The organism is Acidovorax sp. (genome assembly GCF_027492855.1).
Taxonomy (GTDB): domain Bacteria; phylum Pseudomonadota; class Gammaproteobacteria; order Burkholderiales; family Burkholderiaceae_C; genus Acidovorax.
Window position 1 is genome coordinate 137,211 of sequence record NZ_JAPUDY010000008.1, and the last position, 17,613, is coordinate 154,823.

The 17,613-nt window shown below is 66.7% G+C and carries 17 protein-coding genes; 12 read left to right on the plus strand and 5 right to left on the minus strand.

What is annotated here, in order from left to right; genetic code table 11:
* Window positions 1–3: 3 nt before the first annotated feature.
* Both xerD and Q0105_RS01530 read right to left on the minus strand, forming a co-directional pair.
* Window positions 4–903 carry a site-specific tyrosine recombinase XerD gene (gene xerD / locus Q0105_RS01525; RefSeq protein ID WP_298208016.1) on the minus strand — a complete coding sequence of 300 codons (900 nt, stop codon included), beginning with the start codon at window positions 901–903 and terminating at the stop codon, window positions 4–6.
* A gap of 74 nt (window positions 904–977) precedes the next feature.
* Window positions 978–1,943 carry a tripartite tricarboxylate transporter substrate binding protein BugE gene (locus tag Q0105_RS01530; RefSeq protein ID WP_298208018.1) on the minus strand — a complete coding sequence of 322 codons (966 nt, stop codon included), beginning with the start codon at window positions 1,941–1,943 and terminating at the stop codon, window positions 978–980.
* A 125-nt stretch (window positions 1,944–2,068) separates the two neighbouring features.
* Here Q0105_RS01530 and Q0105_RS01535 point away from each other — a divergent pair, with 125 nt between their 5' ends.
* Both Q0105_RS01535 and Q0105_RS01540 read left to right on the plus strand, forming a co-directional pair.
* Window positions 2,069–2,974 (plus strand): AEC family transporter, encoded by a 906-nt coding sequence (locus Q0105_RS01535; protein WP_298208020.1) that lies wholly within the window; start codon window positions 2,069–2,071, stop codon window positions 2,972–2,974.
* A complete protein-coding gene (locus Q0105_RS01540; RefSeq protein ID WP_366145901.1) occupies window positions 2,971–3,633 on the plus strand; it encodes a GDSL-type esterase/lipase family protein in 663 nt (220 codons plus the stop codon). The genes Q0105_RS01535 and Q0105_RS01540 overlap by 4 nt, the downstream gene beginning before the upstream one ends.
* Before the next feature lie 51 nt (window positions 3,634–3,684).
* Here Q0105_RS01540 and queG read toward each other — a convergent pair whose 3' ends face one another.
* The gene (queG, locus tag Q0105_RS01545; RefSeq protein WP_298208023.1) at window positions 3,685–4,746 is read right to left on the minus strand and encodes a tRNA epoxyqueuosine(34) reductase QueG; all 1,062 of its coding nucleotides are present in this window, start codon (window positions 4,744–4,746) and stop codon (window positions 3,685–3,687) included.
* Between the two features lie 12 nt (window positions 4,747–4,758).
* Between queG and tsaE the strand changes: the two genes are divergently transcribed.
* From tsaE to Q0105_RS01560, 3 genes are all read left to right on the plus strand, one after another.
* Window positions 4,759–5,280, plus strand: coding sequence for a tRNA (adenosine(37)-N6)-threonylcarbamoyltransferase complex ATPase subunit type 1 TsaE (gene tsaE / locus Q0105_RS01550; RefSeq protein ID WP_298208025.1), 522 nt, complete (start codon window positions 4,759–4,761; stop codon window positions 5,278–5,280).
* Window positions 5,281–5,286: 6 nt separating this feature from the next.
* On the plus strand, window positions 5,287–6,717 hold the full coding sequence (locus Q0105_RS01555) for an N-acetylmuramoyl-L-alanine amidase (protein ID WP_298208027.1): 1,431 nt from the start codon (window positions 5,287–5,289) through the stop codon (window positions 6,715–6,717).
* Window positions 6,718–6,814: 97 nt separating this feature from the next.
* The gene (locus Q0105_RS01560) at window positions 6,815–7,150 is read left to right on the plus strand and encodes a cupin domain-containing protein (protein ID WP_298208029.1); all 336 of its coding nucleotides are present in this window, start codon (window positions 6,815–6,817) and stop codon (window positions 7,148–7,150) included.
* A gap of 201 nt (window positions 7,151–7,351) precedes the next feature.
* Here the strand turns inward: Q0105_RS01560 and Q0105_RS01565 are convergent, their stop codons facing one another.
* A complete protein-coding gene (locus Q0105_RS01565) occupies window positions 7,352–7,999 on the minus strand; it encodes a DedA family protein (protein WP_298208033.1) in 648 nt (215 codons plus the stop codon).
* Between the two features lie 107 nt (window positions 8,000–8,106).
* On the opposite strand from Q0105_RS01565, the gene mutL reads away from it, so the two are divergent.
* Both mutL and Q0105_RS01575 read left to right on the plus strand, forming a co-directional pair.
* A complete protein-coding gene (gene mutL / locus Q0105_RS01570; RefSeq protein ID WP_298208034.1) occupies window positions 8,107–10,095 on the plus strand; it encodes a DNA mismatch repair endonuclease MutL in 1,989 nt (662 codons plus the stop codon).
* An 80-nt stretch (window positions 10,096–10,175) separates the two neighbouring features.
* Window positions 10,176–10,841 carry a hypothetical protein gene (locus tag Q0105_RS01575; protein WP_298208036.1) on the plus strand — a complete coding sequence of 222 codons (666 nt, stop codon included), beginning with the start codon at window positions 10,176–10,178 and terminating at the stop codon, window positions 10,839–10,841.
* A 123-nt stretch (window positions 10,842–10,964) separates the two neighbouring features.
* Here the strand turns inward: Q0105_RS01575 and Q0105_RS01580 are convergent, their stop codons facing one another.
* Window positions 10,965–12,125, minus strand: coding sequence for a glycerophosphodiester phosphodiesterase (locus Q0105_RS01580; RefSeq protein ID WP_298208038.1), 1,161 nt, complete (start codon window positions 12,123–12,125; stop codon window positions 10,965–10,967).
* 277 nt (window positions 12,126–12,402) lie between these two features.
* Here Q0105_RS01580 and gdhA point away from each other — a divergent pair, with 277 nt between their 5' ends.
* From gdhA to Q0105_RS01605, 5 genes are all read left to right on the plus strand, one after another.
* Complete coding sequence (gdhA, locus tag Q0105_RS01585; RefSeq protein WP_298208040.1) at window positions 12,403–13,746, plus strand: NADP-specific glutamate dehydrogenase; 1,344 nt, start codon at window positions 12,403–12,405, stop codon at window positions 13,744–13,746.
* A 62-nt stretch (window positions 13,747–13,808) separates the two neighbouring features.
* On the plus strand, window positions 13,809–14,651 hold the full coding sequence (locus tag Q0105_RS01590) for an alpha/beta fold hydrolase (RefSeq protein ID WP_298208042.1): 843 nt from the start codon (window positions 13,809–13,811) through the stop codon (window positions 14,649–14,651).
* Between the two features lie 76 nt (window positions 14,652–14,727).
* Complete coding sequence (locus tag Q0105_RS01595) at window positions 14,728–15,969, plus strand: multidrug effflux MFS transporter (protein ID WP_298208044.1); 1,242 nt, start codon at window positions 14,728–14,730, stop codon at window positions 15,967–15,969.
* Window positions 15,956–16,957 carry a tRNA (adenosine(37)-N6)-dimethylallyltransferase MiaA gene (miaA, locus tag Q0105_RS01600; protein WP_298208046.1) on the plus strand — a complete coding sequence of 334 codons (1,002 nt, stop codon included), beginning with the start codon at window positions 15,956–15,958 and terminating at the stop codon, window positions 16,955–16,957. The genes Q0105_RS01595 and miaA overlap by 14 nt, the downstream gene beginning before the upstream one ends.
* Window positions 16,954–17,610 carry an ABC transporter ATP-binding protein gene (locus Q0105_RS01605; protein WP_298208048.1) on the plus strand — a complete coding sequence of 219 codons (657 nt, stop codon included), beginning with the start codon at window positions 16,954–16,956 and terminating at the stop codon, window positions 17,608–17,610. The genes miaA and Q0105_RS01605 overlap by 4 nt, the downstream gene beginning before the upstream one ends.
* The last annotated feature ends 3 nt before the right edge of the window (window positions 17,611–17,613 follow it).

Genomic DNA, 17,613 nt, shown 5'->3' on the forward strand with positions numbered 1-17,613 from the left:
CCGCTACCCGCGCGGGTGGTGGTGCGCATGCAAGGCCTTGAGCCGTTCGCGCGCCACGTGGGTGTAGATGGTGGTGGTGGAGATGTCGGCATGCCCCAGCAGCAGCTGCACCACGCGCAGATCGGCGCCGTGGTTGAGCAGATGGGTGGCAAATGCGTGCCGCAGCGTGTGTGGCGACAGCGGCGCGGTGATGCCCGCCACCTGCGCCCATTTTTTGACGATGACCCAGAACATCGCGCGCGTCATGCCGCTGCCGCGCTGGGTCACGAACAAATCGTCCGTCTGCTGCCCCGCCAGGATGGGGCCGCGTGCCTCCTGCAGGTAGCGCTCCAGCCAGACGCGGGCCTCTTCGCCAAAGGGCACCAGGCGCTCCTTGCTGCCCTTGCCCATCACCCGCAGTACACCTTCGTTCAAGCCCAGTTGAAAGGTCTTGAGCGTGACCAGCTCGGTCACGCGCAGGCCGCTGGCGTACATCAGCTCCAGCATGGTGCGGTCGCGCAGGCCCAGGGGGTTGCCCAGGTCGGGCGCGTTGAGCAACGCCTCCACCTGGGCCTGTGACAAGGTTTTGGGCACGCGCAAGGGCTGGCGCGCGGCCTGCAACCGCACCGTGGGGTCGGCCGTGATGCGCCGCTCGCGCAGCGCCCAGTGAAAGTAGCGGCGCAACACCGTGAGCCGCCGGTTGGCCGAGGTGGCACGGGTCTCGCCATGGCGGGCGGCGAAGTAGGCGTTGATGTGTTGCTCCTCCGTGCCGTCGAGCGCCAGGGCGGGCGGCTGGGCGGCCAGCCACTGTGCGTACAGTGTGAGGTCCCGCCGGTACGCGGCCAGCGTGTTGCGCGAAAGGCCGTCCTCCAGCCACAGGGCATCCACAAAGGCATCGATCGCGTTCAGGCTGGTGGCAAGCATACAAAAACGATAGCACGTAAAAAAGCCGCCCGGTCAGGGGCGGCTTTGTAGGGTGCGAAACGCAAGCGGCGCGCTTACTCCAGCGAGAGCTTCTGCTTGGCCACGACGTCCTTGTACACACTGAACTCGGCCTTGATCTGCTCGGCAAACTGCTCGGGGGTGTTGCCGATCACGATCGAGCCCGTGTCTTCGATGCGCTTTTTCACGGCCGGGTCTTGCAGTGCCGTGCGCACGGCGGCGTTGATCTTGTCCACCACGTCCTTGGGCAGGCCCTTGGGGCCCAGGATGCCGTAGTAAGCCATGCGGTTCACAGGCTCCAGGCCCAGTTCCTTGAAGGTGGGCACATTGGGCAGTGCTGCCACGCGCTGGGGCGCGGCCACCACGATAGGCACCAGGCGGTTTTCCTTGATGAAAGGAAGGGCCGAAGGCAGGTTGTCGAAAATCATCGGCACCTGGCCCGCCACCGTGTCGTTCAGCGCGGGGCCTGCGCCACGGTAGGGGATGTGCGTCACAAACAGGTTCGTGAGGCTCTTGTACAGCTCCATCTGAAGGTGGCCGATGCCGCCCGTGCCGGACGATGCGAACGAATACTTGCCGGGCGACTTCTTGACCTCGGCCACGAACGACTTGTAGTCCTTGGCCGGGAAGCTGGGGTGCACCGCGATGATGTTGGGCGTGGCCGCGATGTTGATGATGGGCGTGAAGTCCGTCAACGGGTTGTACGGCGTCTTGGGGTTGATGGCGGGGTTGGCTGCGGTGGTGGACACCGTGGCCACGCCCAGCGTGTAGCCGTCGGGTGCCGAACGCGCGGTTTCTGACGCGCCCACAATACCGCCGCCACCGGACTTGTTCTCCACGATGACGTTCTGGCCCAGGGCCTTGCCCAGGGGGTCGGCGATCACGCGCGCAATGATGTCGGTGGTGCCGCCGGGTGCAAAAGGCACCTGCAGCTTGATCACCTTGTTGGGGTAGCCCTGGGCGGCAGCGGTACCTGCGGCGGCAGCCAGTGCGGTCAGCGCGAGCCATTGACGACGATGCATTGAGTTCTCCTTCATACGGGTGACAAACAGCGCCGATGGTATGCGCAATGGGCGGCAACCCACCCTGCGGATTCCACATAAGGGCTAACCCGAACGACTTGACGCACATCCAGTATTCTTGGCATGTGAACTACGTCCAGCTCCTGCTCCCCGATTTCTCGCTCATCCTGTGCGGCTACCTCATCTGCCGCTACACCGCCCTCAACCGCTCGGTCTGGCAGCCGGTGGAAAGCCTGGTCTATTACCTGCTCTTTCCGGTGCTGCTGTTCCAGTCCATCGTCAAAAGCCCGATGGACGTGAGCGCCGCCTCGGGGCTGATTGCCGCGGGCATGTTGTCGGGCGTGATCGGCATTGCGCTGGCCTACAGCCTGCCTTACTGGCCCTGGCTGGGCAAGCGCCTGGATGTGCGCGACCATGCCGCCAGCGCACAGGTGGCGTTCCGCTTCAACTCCTTCATTGGCCTTGCGATTGCCGAACGGCTGGCGGGCACACAAGGCCTCTTGATGATTGCCGTGCTGATCGGTGTGTGTGTGCCCCTGTTCAACGTGGCGGCAGTGTGGCCCATGGCGCGGCACGGCCACCACAGCTTTGCGCGCGAGCTGATTCGCAACCCGCTGATCATCGCCACCGCATCGGGCCTGGCGGCCAATCTGCTGGGTTTTCAGATACCGGAATGGGCCGTGCCCACGGTCAGCCGCATCAGCTCGGCGTCGCTGGCGCTGGGGCTGATGGCCGCCGGGGCCGGGCTGCAGTTTGGCCTGCTCACGCGGGGCAAGGCGCTGAGCGTGTCGGTGCTGGCCATCCGCCACCTGGTGCAGCCCCTGCTGGCGTTCGCGCTGGCGCGGCTCTTTGGGCTGGACGCTCTGCAGACCACGGTGCTGCTGGCCTTCTCGGCCCTGCCCACCGCCTCGACCTGCTATGTGCTGGCGGCCCGCATGGGCTACAACGGGCCCTATGTGGCCGGGCTGGTGACTCTGTCTACCCTGCTGGGCATGCTGAGCTTGCCTTTTGCATTGGGGTTTTTGCGATGAGAAGCACACCGCCCCTGCAACACCGCCGTCGCCTGCTGTTGCTGATGCCGCTGGCAGCCAGCCTGGCGCCGCTGGCCGCCTGCGGCCGCAAGCCCGTGCATGCCCAGGCCGTGCCGCCCGGCGCCACGGTGCTGGCGCTGGGCGATTCGCTCACCTCGGGCGTGGGCGCCTCGGCCGACACGGCCTACCCCGCCGTGCTGCAGCGGCTGACGGGCTGGGAGGTGGTCAACGGCGGTGTCTCGGGCGACACCTCGGCCCAGGCGCTGGATCGCCTCTCGGGCCTGCTGCAAAAACACCGGCCCGCGCTGGTGATCGTGAGCATCGGCGGCAACGACTTTCTGCGCCGCCAGAACACCGCAGCCACCCGCGCCAACATCCTGAGCATCTGCGCCCAGGCACGCACCAGCGGCGCCCAGGTGCTGCTGGTGGCCGTGCCCGAGCTGTCGCTGATGGCCGCCGTAGGCAAGCTGAACGACCATGCGCTGTACGAAGAGATCGCCGACGAGTTGAAGCTGCCGCTGCATGCCAACGGCTGGTCCAGTGTGCTGGCCGATGCCAGCCTGCGCTCCGACCAGATCCATGCCAATGCCGCAGGGTATGCGCGGTTCGCACAAGGGCTGGTGGACACGCTCAAGGACACCGGGCTGCTTGCACGGTAGCCGCCTCTATCACTATATTTTTGATAGCTGCTTGCGCTTATGTATCAAGCGCTAGGCGCCAATTTCACTCAAACCCAGCGCCCAGGCCACATGCTCGCGCACCAGCGGGCTGTCGTCCTCGGCACGCGACTGCAGGGCGGCGCGCAGCGCATCGTCACCCGTGGCCGCAAGCGCGTTGCCCAGCGCCACGGCCACGTTGCGCAGCCAGCGCTCGTGGCCAATGCGGCGGATGGGGCCACCCTCGGTCATGCGCAGAAAAGTGGCTTCATCCCACGCAAACAGGTGCGTGAGCTGCTGGCCCGACAAGCCCTTGCGCTCATCAAAATCCGGCAGTCGGCTGACCTGGGCGAATTTGTTCCAGGGGCAGATGAGCTGGCAGTCATCGCAGCCGTAGATGCGGTTGCCCAGCAGGGGCCGCAGCTCCAGCGGGATGGGCCCCGCATGCTCGATGGTGAGGTACGAGATGCAGCGCCGCGCGTCGATGCGGTGCGGCGCAATGATGGCCTGCGTGGGACACACGTCGATACAGGCGCTGCAACTGCCGCAGTGCGCGGTGACGGGCTCGCTGGCGGGCAGCGCCATGTCCACGTAGATTTCGCCCAAAAAGAACATCGACCCCGCCTCGCGGTTCAGCACCAGCGTGTGCTTGCCGCGCCAGCCCTGGCCGCTGCGCGCGGCCAGTTCGGCCTCCAGCACCGGGGCAGAATCGGTGAACACGCGGTGGCCGAAGGGGCCAATGGCCTCGGCGATCCGGTCGCTCAACTTTTGCAGCCGCGCGCGCAGCACCTTGTGGTAGTCGCGCCCTCTGGCATACACCGACACGATGGCCTCGTGTGGCCGCGCAAGCCGCGCCAGCTCGTGCGCCTGCCAGCCTTGCTCGGTGCCCTGGCCCGTGTCCCTGGGCAAATAATCCATGCGCGCCGTGATCACGCTCACCGTGCCGGGCACCAGCTCGGCCGGGCGGGCGCGTTTGAGGCCATGCGATGCCATGTAATGCATCTCGCCATGGAACCCCTGCGCCAGCCAGGCCGAAAGACCGGGCTCTGCGGCGGACAAGTCCACCCCCGCCACGCCGATTTGGGAAAATCCCAGCTCGCGGGCCCACTCCTGCATTTGAGGAACGAGTTGACTGTTGCACCACATACCGGCCAGATTGTAGAAAGCGGCGACGCCACCGCAGGCCCAATCACGCGCCATTTCACCTGGCACAGCGAAGAAGACACCGCCGCCTTTGCCCAGCAACTGGCCCGCCAACCGCTCTTGGCCAACGCCTACCTGACCCTGCACGGCGACCTGGGCGCCGGCAAAACCACGCTGGTGCGCCACCTGCTGCGCGCCCTGGGTGTGCAAGGCCGCATCAAGAGCCCCACCTATGCCGTGGTCGAGCCCCACGAGGCGCCCGCAGGGCTGGCGATCTGGCACTTTGACTTCTACCGCTTCGACGATCCGCGCGAGTGGGAAGACGCGGGTTTTAGAGACATTTTTGCCAACCAGGGCCTCAAGGTGGCAGAATGGCCGGAAAAGGCCGCAACGCTGACCCCGCTTGCGGACCTTGCTATCCACATTGAAGCAATAGACGACACCGAAAGGAAAGTCACGCTGCACGCCCACACCCCCAGAGGGCGCAGCCTGCTGCAAGGACTCTGAGACGCTGTGAACGCACCCGACACGCCCGCCCACCCCGCCAGAACGCCATCGCGCCGCGCTGTGCTGCAGGCGGGCAGCCTGGTGCTGCTGCTGGGCACGCAGCAGATCGCAAGGGGCGCCACCATCCTGGCGGTGCGCGTGTGGCCCGCGCCCGAATATTCACGCGTAACCATCGAGTCCGACGGCGCGCTGGTGGCCAAGCAGTTCTTCGTGACCACGCCGCCGCGCCTGGCGGTGGACATCGAAGGCATCGACCTCAGCCCCGCGCTGCGCGAGCTGGTGGCCAAGGTCAAGCCCGACGACCCCAACATCGCAGGCATCCGCGTGGGCCAGAACGCGCCCGGCGTGGTGCGCCTGGTGGTGGACTTGAAACAGGCCGCCATGCCCCAGGTGTTCACCCTGCCCCCGGTGGCGGCCTACCAGCACCGGTTGGTGTTCGACCTGTACCCCGAAGCGCCGGTGGACCCATTGGAGGCCCTGATCGCCGAACGCCTGCGGGATGCGCCTTCTGCACCTTCAACGCCTTCAGTGCCCCCTGCCCGCACAACCCCGGCCGTGGCGGCCCGCACACCAGCGCCCGCGCCCATACATCCCGGTGCCGACCCGCTGGGTGACCTGATCGCGCAGCGCGCCGCCGACGCGATAGCCGCCGCGCCCGCGCCTGCCCCAGCAGCCCCCGCCCGCCCCGGCAACCGCGCCACGGCCACCGAAACCGACCGCATCATCATCGTGGCGCTGGACCCCGGCCACGGCGGCGAAGACCCCGGCGCCATCGGCCCCGCAGGCACCCGCGAGAAAGACGTGGTGCTGCGCGTGGCCCACCTGCTGCGCGACCGCATCAACGCCACCACCGTGGGCGGCAACCCCATGCGCGCCTACCTCACGCGCGACGGCGACTACTTTGTGCCGCTGGGCGTGCGCGTGCAAAAGGCCCGCCGCGTGCAGGCCGACCTGTTCGTGAGCATCCACGCCGACGCCTTCACCACCCCGGCCGCGCGCGGCGCCAGCGTGTTCGCGCTCAGCCAGAGCGGCGCCTCCAGCACCGCCGCGCGCTGGCTGGCCAACAAAGAGAACCAGGCCGACCTGGTGGGTGGGATCAACGTGCAGTCCAAAGACCAGGCCGTGCAGCGCGCGCTGCTGGACATGAGCACCACCGCGCAGATCAACGACAGCCTCAAGCTCGGCTCCGTGCTGCTGGGCGAGATCGGCGGCATGGCCAAGCTGCACAAGCCGCGTGTGGAGCAAGCGGGTTTTGCCGTGCTCAAGGCGCCCGACATTCCGAGCGTGCTGGTCGAAACCGCCTTCATCAGCAACCCCGAGGAAGAGCGGCGCCTGCGCAGCAGCGCCTACCAAGAGCAACTGGCCGATGCGCTGATGCGCGGCATCACGCGCTACTTCGCCAAGAACCCGCCGCTGGCGCGCAGCCGCTCGGTGTAGAGCGGCCTCTGCCTGCCTGCGTGGTTCCCTGCCTTGCGCAGGCCGCCAAGTGGGCGCACAGTAGGCGACGAACGATAGTGACCCAAGGAGACAAACCATGGCACTGCCCCACGCCCAATCCGGCCAAATCGTCAGCGTGCGCCCCCTGGGCGAGCGCCTGCCCGAAGCCATCACCACCGCCATCCTGAAAGCAGGCCAGCTCGAAGTCATCCGCGTCGTCCTGCCCGTTGGCAAATCCCTGAAAGAGCACCAAACGCCGGGCGAAGCCACCGTGCAATGCATCGAAGGCGTGGTGGAGTTCGCCAGCGATGGCGTGGTGCAGCAGTTGCACCCCGGCGACTTCGTGCACCTGGCGCCACGCGCGCTGCATGCGATCACGGCCGTGCAGCCCGCCTCGCTGCTGCTCACGCTGTGCCTGCAGCCTGGGGAATAGCGCTGAGGGCTCAACGCTGAAGGCTGAGAGTGCCGAGCGCTGAAACGGGGGCATGTCGCCAGTGCCCTCATGGGGCATGAGATCGGCGAAGACCGCGACCAGCGCCGCCGCTACCGCCGTTGATTTCAAAAGAAATAAGCCTCTAGCGCCCATTCATCAAGCGCTAGAAGCTCCTATTTTTATAGCATCAACAGGAAAATTTCAAACCGCTTTGACCTGGCGCCCTGCGCGCCAGGCGCCAAAGATGGCGATCAGGCCTGGGATGAAAATCATCGCCCAGATGATCTTGTCCAGGTTCTCCTTCACCCAGGCAAAGTTGCCAAAGAAGTAGCCCGCCGTGCAGATGCCCAGCACCCACAGCAGTGCGCCGCCCACGTTGTAGGCCGTGAACTTGGCGCGGCCCATTTCGGCCACACCCGCCACAAAGGGTGCGAAGGTGCGGATGAAGGGCATGAAACGCGCGATGACGATGGTGATGCCGCCGTATTTTTCATAGAAGTTGTGTGCCTGGTCGAACGCACGGCGGTTGAACCAGCGCGAGTCTTCCCACTGGAACACCTTTGGTCCGAAGAAGCGGCCAATCGAGTAGTTGCACTGGTCGCCCAGGATGGCCGCCGCAATAAGCACGGCACAGGCCAGCGGAAAACTCATCATCCCCGCCCCACACAGCGCACCCACGATGAACAGCAGCGAATCGCCCGGCAAAAACGGCATGACCACCACGCCCGTCTCGACAAACACGATCAGGAACAGCAGCGCATACACCCAGGGGCCGTAGGCCTGCACAAAAGCTTCGAGGTACTTGTCGATGTGCAGGATGAAGTCAATCAGAAAGGTGACCAGTTCCATGGGATGGCCGGCGGCGGACCGGGCGTTGAAAAAACAGCGGGCATTATCCCTGTCGACCTATGCCGCTCCCGGATACCCCTGCGCAGCCCCGCCCTAAAATCTGCCGGGTGAACGACGACACCACCACCCTCCCCGCAGCGGCGCAGCCCGCCCCAATCACCACCACCGCCCGCCGCCCCATCCGCGACCTGCCCGACGAGCTGATCAGCCAGATCGCCGCAGGCGAGGTGGTGGAGCGCCCCGCCTCGGTGGTGCGCGAGCTGGTGGACAACGCGCTCGACGCGGGTGCCACGCAGATCACCGTGCGCCTGTCGGCGGGTGGCGTGCGGCTGATCACTGTGGAAGACGACGGCGGCGGCATTCCGCAAGCAGAGCTGCCCGTGGCCCTGCGCCGCCACGCCACCAGCAAGATCACCAACCTGAACGACCTGGAAACCGTGGCCACCATGGGCTTTCGGGGCGAGGCGCTGGCAGCCATCGCCTCGGTGTCGGAGATGTCGCTGCTCTCGCGCCCCGCCGCCCAGGCCAGCGCCTTTTTGCTGGACGCCCGCAGCGGCGAGCTGCGCCCCGCCGCCCGCAACACCGGCACCACGGTGGAGGTGAAGGAGCTGTTCTTCTCCACCCCCGCACGCCGCAAGTTTTTGAAGACTGACGCCACCGAGCTGGCCCACTGCATCGAATCGGTGCGCCGCCACGCGCTGGCGCGGCCCGACGTGGGTTTTGCCATCTGGCACGAAGGCAAGCTGGTGGAGCAATGGCGCGCCACCTTCGTGCCCGGCCAGGGCGATGCCCAGGATGCGCTCGCCCGCCGCCTGTCGGACGTGCTGGGAGAAGACTTCGTCACCCAATCCGTGGCCGTGCAGCACCGCGTGGGCCCCGTCACCGTGACCGGCCGCGCAGGCCTGCCCGACGCCGCCCGCTCGCGCCCCGACCACCAATACTGCTACGTCAACGGCCGCTTCGTGCGCGACAAGGTGCTCACCCACGCAGCCCGCAGCGCCTATGAAGACGTGCTGCACGGCCACAAGCAGCCCATCTACGCGCTCTACATCGAGATCGACCCGGCCCGCGTGGACGTGAACGTGCACCCCACCAAGATCGAGGTGCGCTTTCGGGACAGCCGCGAGGTGCACCAGGCCGTGCGCCATGCGGTAGAAAACGCGCTGGCCGCCCCCCGCGCCGCCGCACTGGCCGCCGCCTCAGCCACTCCCACGGCCACCCCAGACGCTTCCTTGGCGGATGGCACCGAAGATTTCAAGCAAAAACAGCCTCTAGCGCCCAATTGGCAAGCGCAAGCAGCTATCAAATTTGAAGAACGCGGCCACCGCGTGGCCGACCTGCAGGCGCTGTGGGGGCCACGCGATACACCACCGAACACGCCCAGTGAGGCACCCGCCGCAGAAGTGGGTGACATGTGGGCGCCATCGGCCCAGGCCCAGGCCCCTGCTGCATCGGCGGCGCCGATCGGCCGCACACCAGCCGCCACCAGCCCTTTGGACACCGAGGTGGCCTGGCCGCTGGGCCGCGCCGTGGCCCAATTGCACGGCGTCTATATCCTGGCCGAGAACGCCCAGGGCATGGTCATCGTGGACATGCACGCCGCGCACGAACGCATCGTCTATGAACGCCTCAAAACCCAGGTGGACAGCGGCGCCCGCATCGCCAGCCAACCGCTCTTGATCCCCGCCACCTTTGCCGCCACGCCACAAGAGGTGGCCACCGCCGAAGAATCGGCCGACGTGCTGGCCACGCTGGGCATGGAGGTGGTGCCCTTCTCCCCCAAAACCCTGGCCGTGCGCGCCGTGCCCACCACGCTGGCGCAGGGCGACGCCGTGGAGCTGGCCCGCAGCGTGCTGGCCGAGTTGGCCGCCCACGACGCCACCACCGTGGTGCAGCGCGCGCGCAATGAAATCCTGGGCACCATGGCCTGCCACGGCGCCGTGCGCGCCAACCGCAGGCTCACCATCGACGAGATGAACGCCCTGCTGCGACAGATGGAAACCACGGACCGCAGCGACCAATGCAACCACGGGCGGCCCACCTGGCGGCAACTGTCGATGAAAGAGCTGGACGCGCTCTTCCTGCGCGGCCGCTAGCGGACCCACCCCATCGCTTGCGACCCCGCCAGAGCCCCCCCTCCGCCTCCAGCCACTGCCCACAACCACCGGCCCGCACCATGACGAAGCACCTCGCGCCCATCCACCCCCTGCGCCTGCTGGGCGCCGCAGCAACCCTGCTGTGCCTGGCTTGGCCCGCACATGCGGGGCGCCCTCTGTCGGTGGACGACGCCGGGGTAGACGAAGTGGGCCGCGGCCACATCGAGGTGTGGTGGGAGGGCCAGCGCGGCCAGCGGGGCACCACCTACGCCGCCCCGGCCTTCACCCCCATCGAAGGGCTGGAACTGGCCGCACTGCTGGCGCGCGACTTGGGCGAGCGCCAGACGCTACAAGGCCTGCAGGTCAAGTGGCTGTGGAGCCCCTCCCAAGACCAGGGCTGCAACACGGCCAGCACCGCAGGCATCCTGCACCGCCACCGGAGCCCAGGCAATCTGGTGGCGCTCAACCTCATCGGCACCTGCGCGGCGCCCTGGGGCACCGTCAACGCCAACCTGGGCACCCAGCGCGAACCCGCCCAGCCCTGGCGCCCCACCTGGGGCGCCTCGGTGGAACACAGCTGGGGCGCCATCACCCCACACCTGGAGGCCTTTGGCACCCGGCACAGCGCACCCACCTTTCAAACCGGCGTGCGCTGGGAATGGGCGCAGGGCCGTCAAATCGACGCCACCGTGGGGCGGCAGCAAGGCCGCACCTTGTTGAGCATGGGGTTTGCGCTGGGGTTCTGAACGATAGGCCGCATGGGGCACGCAAGCCATATCCACGCCCCCACGGACTGAGCCGCCTCGCCAGTAAAAAAGCCCGCAATTGCGGGCTTTGACGTCGGGCTACCCGCCAAAAGGCGGGGGCCATCACTTGTCCCGCGCCGTCTTGGCCGTATCAGCGAAGTCGCTGAATACGCCGTCCACGCCCAGCTCGTAGAACCGCTTGTACTCGGCCTTGGGGTCGCCCTTGTAGTCCGAGGCCAGGCGCTTGGCTTCGTTGCGGAAGGTGTAGGCATGCACCAGCAGGCCTTCGGCGTGGGCGTTCTTCACCACGTCGGTGGGGGCCATCATCACGCGGTCGCGTTCGTCGATCTTGCCGTCGCCGTTCAGGTCGTCGGGCTTGCCATCCTTGTTGGCATCCACTTGTTTGGAGGGAATGAGGTAAGGCTTCCAGGGGCCGATGCCGTCGGCGTACGTCTTGACCTCTTTCAGGCCTGCCGGGGTCAGCAGGCTAGCGAAGGTGCGCTTGTCTCCGGCCACGGCAAAGTCGTAGGGCTTGTCGTAGGGGGCCACCAGCGACATGGTGCCGTCGGGGTTCACGTCGTCCGCGTCCACCAGTTGCACCAGGCGAATTTGCGTCTTGGTGCGCAGGTACTTGAGGTTGGACACTTCGAACGACTGCACGATGACCGGCGAGGTCTTGGTGGTGTAGCCGTACTTGGCCAGCACGGCAAGCAGGCGGTCTTCCAGCTTGAGGCCCAGGTTGACGTGGTAGGTGGGGTGCTTGGTTTCGGGGTACACGCCCACGGTGCGGCCGGCCTTGGCGCCTTCGGTCTTGGCGAGGTCCAGCACTTCTTCGAGCGTGGGGATCTGGTATTTGCCGTTGTGCGACTGGTCGCGGTCGGCCAGGGGCTGCACGGCGCGCAGGGTCTTGATTTCGGCCAGGGTGAAGTCGCTGGCGAACCAACCTTCTTCTTCCACGCCGTCCACCACCTTCTTGGTCTTGCGGCTGGCGAATTCGGCGCGGGTGGACACGTCGGTGGTGCCGGTGATGTTGGGCTCGTGGCGGGCCACCAGCACGCCGTCCTTGGTGGCGACGAGGTCGGGCTCGATGAAGTCGGCGCCCATCTCGATCGCAAGCTTGTAGCCCTCCATGGTGTGGTCGGGCAGGTAGCCAGCGGCTCCCCGGTGGCCAATGACCAACGGCTTGTCGCCGCTCAGGGTGGGATATTCATCGTTGCCACCACAAGCGGCCAACAGGGCCACCAGGGCCAGCGCGCCCAATTTCGCACCAGAAATGTGCAGCATGTTCTTCTCCTCGCTATGTCGTTTGTTTGTAAGAACCAACCGTTGAACTATGGGGCCACCCCGTGACAGCGCCATGACTTTTTTTGCACCATTTTGTGACAACTGCGGCGGGCCAGCGCAAAAAAACGCACCAACATATGACATGAATCCCTTGCATTCCCCACTATTGTGCGTAGTCGTATGACTTTTGAACATAATGTCATGCTGCAGTGCGCCATTGCACGCCTGCCGTTGTCCGTTGTTGTTTGTCCTTTTGATGCAGAAAGTCTTTTGAACCATGAAACACGCGTCCGCTGAAAGTTTTCTCTCCCAAGTGGCCCTTCGCAACCCCGGCCAGCCCGAGTTTCTGCAGGCGGTCACAGAAGTCATGGAGAGCCTGTGGCCCTTCATTGCCCAGCACCCCCGTTATGCAGAGCACGGCCTGCTGGAGCGGCTGGTGGAGCCCGAGCGCATCGTGATGTTCCGCGTGTCGTGGGTGGACGACCACGGCACGGTGCAGGTCAACCGCGGCTACCGCATCCAGCACAGCATGGCGATTGGCCCCTACAAGGGCGGGCTGCGTTTTCACCCCTCGGTGAACCTGTCGGTGCTGAAGTTTCTGGCGTTTGAGCAGACCTTCAAGAACGCGCTGACCACGCTGCCCATGGGCGGCGGCAAGGGCGGCAGCGACTTCGACCCCAAGGGCAAGAGCCCCGGCGAAGTCATGCGTTTTTGCCAGGCTTTCGTGTCCGAGCTGTTCCGCCACGTGGGCGCCGACACCGATGTGCCAGCGGGCGACATCGGCGTGGGTGGCCGCGAGGTGGGCTACATGGCCGGTATGTACAAAAAACTCAGCAACCGCTCGGACTGCGTGTTCACCGGCAAGGGCCTGTCGTTCGGCGGCTCGCTGATCCGCCCCGAGGCCACGGGCTACGGCACCGTGTACTTCGCGCAAGAGATGCTCAAAACACGCGGCCGCTCGTTCGACGGCCTGCGCGTGTCGGTGTCGGGCTCGGGCAACGTGGCGCAGTACGCGGTAGAAAAGGCCATGGAGCTGGGCGCCAAGGTGGTTACCGTGTCGGATTCGAGCGGCACCATCGTGGACGAGGACGGCTTCACCCCTGAAAAGCTCGCCATCCTGATGGACGTGAAAAACCACCACTATGGCCGTGTGAGCGACTACGCCAAGCGCACTGGCGCGCATTTTGAAGCCGGTGTGCGCCCCTGGCACGTGAAGGTGGACGTGGCCCTGCCCTGCGCCACCCAAAACGAGCTGGACGCGAACGACGCTGCCACCCTCATCCGCAACGGCGTGCTTTGCGTGGCCGAAGGCGCCAACATGCCATCGACCATCGAAGCCGCCAAGGCCTTCGAGGCGGCCGGTGTGCTGTATGCGCCCGGCAAGGCCAGCAATGCAGGGGGCGTGGCCACCTCGGGCCTGGAGATGAGCCAGAACGCCGAGCGCATGTCCTGGCCCCGCGAAGAGGTGGACGCCCGCCTGCTGCAGATCATGCAAGGCATCCACGCCGCCTGCCTGCAATACGGCAAACGCCCCGATGGCAGCGTGAGCTACATCGACGGCGCCAACATCGCCGGTTTTGTGAAGGTGGCGGACGCGATGCTGGCGCAGGGCGTGGTGTAAACCCGCTGGGGCAGAGTCGCCTTGCCAGAACTTTTGTGGCAAAGCGGAGTCATGCCCCCTGCATGAAACGCACGTCCTTTTTCATCTGCCTGGCGTTGGCCATTGCGGTCACCGCAGGGTGCGCCACGCTGGATACCAAGCAGCGCGAATGGATCTTCCAGCCCAGCGACCGCAGTTGGGGCGGCGCGCAATCCACCGAGGACATGGAGGACGTGTGGATCGACTTCCAGTCCAGCGCCAGTGGCAAGGCCGAGCGGCTGCATGGGCTGTGGCTGCCTCATGACCAGGTCGGCCAGGCCGATGCGCCGGTGCTGCTGTACCTGCACGGCGCGCGCTGGAACGTCACAGGCTCCGCAGGCCGCATCCGGCGCATGCAGGCGCTGGGGTTTTCGGTGCTGGCCATCGATTACCGGGGGTTTGGCCAGAGCAGCGCAGGCCTGCCGTCCGAGGAGACCGCCGCCGAGGACGCGCGCGCGGCCTGGGACTGGCTGGCGCAGACAAAGCCCAATAAGCCCCGCTACATCTTCGGCCATTCGCTGGGCGGCGCCATCGCCATTGACCTGGCGCGCCAGGTGCCCGACGAACAAGGCACCATCGTTGAAGGCACCTTCACCAGCATTCCCGAGGTGGTCAGCACCTTCAAATGGGGCTGGCTGCCCGTGTCAGGGCTGATCACCCAGCGTTTTGATTCGGTGCGCAAGGTGTCCGAGATCGGCTCGCCCCTGCTGGTGGTGCATGGCAGCCAGGACAGCCTGATCCAGCCCAGCCTGGGCCGCAAGCTGTACGAGGCAGCGGCTGAGCCCAAGCGCTTCGTGCTGGTGGAGGGCGGCTCGCACCACAACACCAATGCCGTGGGCCGAGGCCTCTACCGCGAGGCCGTGGCATCGTTGTTCAAGCTGAGGTAAAGAGCGCTTCGCGTGTTGCGGCGGCCGCTGCGCCCAGTCCGGAAGGCAATGCCCCTTCTGGTACTCTCAGACATATATGTCTGCCCCTTCCGCCACTGCCGTCCCAGCGGCTTCCCCTGTCTCGATCAACCCCGGCCTGGCCATCCTGGTGCTGGCCTTGCTGCTCTCCATCCAGCCCGTCACCACCGACCTCTACCTGCCCGCCCTGCCCGCCCTCACGCGCAGCCTGGGCGCGCCCATGGCGGCGGCACAACTCACGCTCAGCGGCCTGCTGCTGGCGTTTGGTTGCTCGCAGATGGTGTGGGGGCCGCTGTCTGACCGCTTTGGCCGCCGCCCTATCCTGCTCGCTGGCCTCGCCATCTACACCGTGGCCTCGCTGGGCAGCGCGTTTGCGCCCACCATGGCACTGCTGATCACCTGGCGCATTGCCCAGGGCGCCGCCATGGGCGCGGTGGTGATGTGCGCACGCGCCATCGTGCGCGACCTGTACACACCGCTCGAAGGCGCGCGCTCCATGTCCAAGGCGCTCACGGGCCTTGGCATCGTGGCCTGCATCTGCGCGCCCCTGGGCGGCCTGCTCAGCGAATGGCTGGGCTGGCGCGCGGCGCTGCTGGCCCTTACGGTGTACGCCGTGGTCACGCTGGCCCTGGTGGCCTTGCGCATGCCCGAGACCCTGGCGCAGCGCAACCCCCAGGCCCTGCAACCGCGCGCGCTGGCTGGCACCTGGCTGCAGGTGCTACGCAACCCCACCTTTTGGGCGTTTTCGCTGCAGACCACGGCCACCTATGGCGGGCTGTTCACCTTTCTGGCGGCGTCCTCGTTTGTTTATATCGACGTGCTGGGCCTCACACGCACGCAATACGGCTGGGCGATGGCATCGGCCTGCGCGGCCTACTTTGCTGGCACCTTTCTGTGTCGCCGCCTGCTGGCCCGCCATGGCCTGCAGCGCACGGTGGCCATTGCCGGGGGCTTGAGCGTGGCCGGTGGCACGCTGATGGCGCTGGTGGCCTGGCTGGGCTGGCAACAGCCCTGGGCCCTGACGCTGCCGTTTTACCTGTTCATGGTGGCCCATGGCATCCACCAGCCCTGCGGGCAAAGCGGCGCGGTGGGGCCGTTTCCCAAAGCGGCGGGCGTGGCATCGGCGCTCAACGGTTTCATGATGATGCTGGCGGCCTTTGCGATTGGGGGCTGGCTGGGCATGCGGCTCGATGGCACGGTGTGGCCGCTGGTCAATGGCATCTGGTTCTGGTCGGTGGTGCTGGCAGTGATTTCGTGGACGCTGGTGCAAAAGTTTGGAGCCGCCCGTGAGCACGCCTAACGCACTGCCAGTCATCGCCCTCGCGGGCCCCACCGCGTCCGGCAAAACCGCCGGTGCCCTGGCCCTGGCCGCCGTGCTGGGCAAACAGGGCCTGCCGGTGGAGATCATCAGCGTGGATTCGGCCCTGGTGTACCAGGGCATGGACATTGGCACCGCCAAACCCACGCCGGACGAGCGCGCCTTTGTCCCGCACCACCTCATCGACATCCGCGACCCGCTGCAGGCCTACAGCGCCGCCGAGTTCGTACAAGACGCCACCCGGCTCATCGCTGAGATCCGCGCACGCGGCGCCCTGCCGCTGCTGGTGGGCGGCACCATGCTGTACTTCAAGGCGCTGTTCGACGGCATCGACGACATGCCCGCCGCCGACCCCGAGGTGCGTGCACGGCTGGAGGCGCAGGCCGCCGAGCAAGGCTGGCCCGCGCTGCACGCCGAGCTGGCGCGCGTGGACCCCGCCACCGCCGCCCGCCTGGCGCCCGGCGACAGCCAGCGTATCCAGCGCGCGCTGGAGGTGTGGCATGTGTCGGGCCAGCCGCTGTCGAGCTTTCACACTACAAAAAAAGGAGCTGGTAGCGCTTTACCAGCAAGCGCTAGCGCCCTTTTTTCTTTGGAGCCCGACAACCGCGCCTGGCTGCACGAGCGCATCGCCCAGCGCTTTGACGCCATGTTGTCTGGCGGCTTTATCGACGAGGTACAGGCCCTGCGCGCACGCGGTGACCTGCACCCCGACCTGCCCTCCATGCGTTGCGTGGGCTACCGCCAGGTGTGGGACGAACTGGACTTTCTGGCCGCGCAAGCGCCCGGCCGCCCCATGAACATGGGCCTGCTGCGCGAACGCGGCGTCGCCGCCACGCGCCAGTTGGCCAAGCGCCAGATCACCTGGCTGCGCAGCATGCCGCAGCGCCAGTCCATCGCCTGCGACCAGCCCCACGCCGTGGCGCATCTGGTGCAGGCCGTGCTGCAGCGGCTGGAGTTACGCACACCATGACGCTGCTGCGCGTGGAAGGCCTCGGCAAACACTACGGCTCCACACCGGTATTCAGCAACGTGGACTTCAGCGTGGCGCCCGGCGAGTTCGTGGCCATCGTGGGCGACTCGGGCGTGGGCAAATCCACCCTGCTCAACTGCCTGGCGGGCCTGGACACCTGGGACACCGGCCGCATCACCCATGGCACTACCGACCTGGGCCAGTTGGACGACACCGCCCGCGCCCTATGGCGGCGTGCACACGTGGGCTTTGTGTTCCAGGCCTTCCACGTGCTGCCGCACCTGGACGTGGCCCAGAACATCGCCCTGCCGCTGATGCTGCTGGGCCAGAACGACGCCGCCCGCGTGCAGCACATGCTGGCCGCCGTGGGCCTGGCCGAGTTGGGCGCACGCCTGCCCCAACAGCTCAGCGGCGGCCAGCTGCAGCGCGTGGCCATCGCCCGCGCCCTGGTGCACCGCCCCGCCCTGCTGCTGGCCGACGAGCCCACCGGCAACCTCGACCCCACCACCGCAGCCCGCGTGATGGACCTGCTGCTGGCGCAAACGCGCGAGCATGGGGCGTCGCTGGTGCTGGTCACGCATTCAGATACGGCGGCGGCGCGGGCAGACCGGGTGTTGCGGCTGAGCGCGCAGGGAATGGCCATAGCCGGCTAACTT